Source organism: Methanosaeta sp. UBA356 (genome assembly GCF_002496465.1).
Lineage (GTDB): Archaea > Halobacteriota > Methanosarcinia > Methanotrichales > Methanotrichaceae > Methanothrix > Methanothrix soehngenii.
Map to the genome: position 1 here is coordinate 1 of NZ_DAKC01000135.1, position 995 is coordinate 995.

2 protein-coding genes and 1 pseudogene are annotated in these 995 nt (G+C 44.5%); all 3 read right to left on the reverse strand.

What is annotated here, in order from left to right:
• Positions 1 to 27 precede the first annotated feature (27 nt).
• On the reverse strand, positions 28 to 198 hold the full coding sequence (locus BP727_RS13095) for a hypothetical protein (RefSeq protein ID WP_286859264.1): 171 nt from the start codon (positions 196 to 198) through the stop codon (positions 28 to 30).
• Positions 199 to 212: 14 nt separating this feature from the next.
• Positions 213 to 602, reverse strand: a pseudogene (locus BP727_RS13100) (VOC family protein).
• 62 nt (positions 603 to 664) lie between these two features.
• Positions 665 to 995: S-layer protein domain-containing protein (locus BP727_RS13105; protein ID WP_286859270.1), on the reverse strand; the 331-nt coding region annotated here is incomplete at its 5' end.

Genomic DNA, 995 nt, shown 5'->3' on the forward strand with positions numbered 1-995 from the left:
GAGGTGTGGGGAGGAAGTCATCGCTGATCAGGTCATAAGATCGTAAAAAGTCGAGCCACCCGCCATAACATCTGAGTATCTTAGCTCTTCATTTTGATCGGGAATAGGGAGCGAGATCATTTGCCCATTTGGAAGGATTGGGCTGGGATACCCACCAAACTCGGAGTCAAATCCTTTTCTGCTCAAGATGACTTTCATTATTAAAGCGCTCCTCATCCTATCGTTTGTAGTTGTATCAAGTTGCCACAGGTATCGTCGAAGACGGCTATGGTCACATTCTCCATTACTTCTGACGGCTGCATTGTGAACTTCACCCCGAGATTCTTCAGTCGTTAATACTCTGCGTGGACATCAGAAACGCCGAAGTTTATCGCGGGAATGCTCTGCTCGAAAATTGCTTTCTGATAATTTTTTGCTGCTGGATTATCATTCCGTTCAAGTATAAGCTCGGTGCCGTTTTGATCCTCAGGCGAGACAACGGTAAGCCATCTGTAATCCCCCGCGCCAATGTCGCTTTTCTTCACAAAGCCCAGGATTTGTGTGTAAAACTTCAGGGCTTTATCCTGATCGTTAACGAATACTTTGGTGTATATGATTTTCATAATTAACCTTGCTATTATCTATGCTATTTAACTTACGATCTATGCTCCCCCATCCATTAGATTCACCGCGAGATGTTGTCTATTGTGGCCAAGCTCTGTTCTGCGCCTCTGAAAGCGTTCTTAAAGCGAACTTTAATTTTTTGCGATGTTTCTGGCCTGGAGTAGATGAAGGTATCATCAACCTCTTTCTCTGATATGATCACCTGAGAATCAACCACCATACCATCTTTACAGAGCTCCAGGTGCAATTTATTTCCATCTATGTCTATGGACTGGATCAAAAGCTCATATCCTTCTTCCAATCCTAAAGGCGTCCCGGAGTTCATTGTGCGGGATCTGGAGTCGGCAATCAATATTGGATTAGGATCGACCTCTGAAGTCTGCCACAGGCCA

What these genes read in the sequence shown, in the direction of transcription:
- BP727_RS13095 (WP_286859264.1), bottom strand. Translation starts at nt 198, where the DNA reads ATGAAAGTCATCTTGAGCAGAAAAGGATTTGACTCCGAGTTTGGTGGG.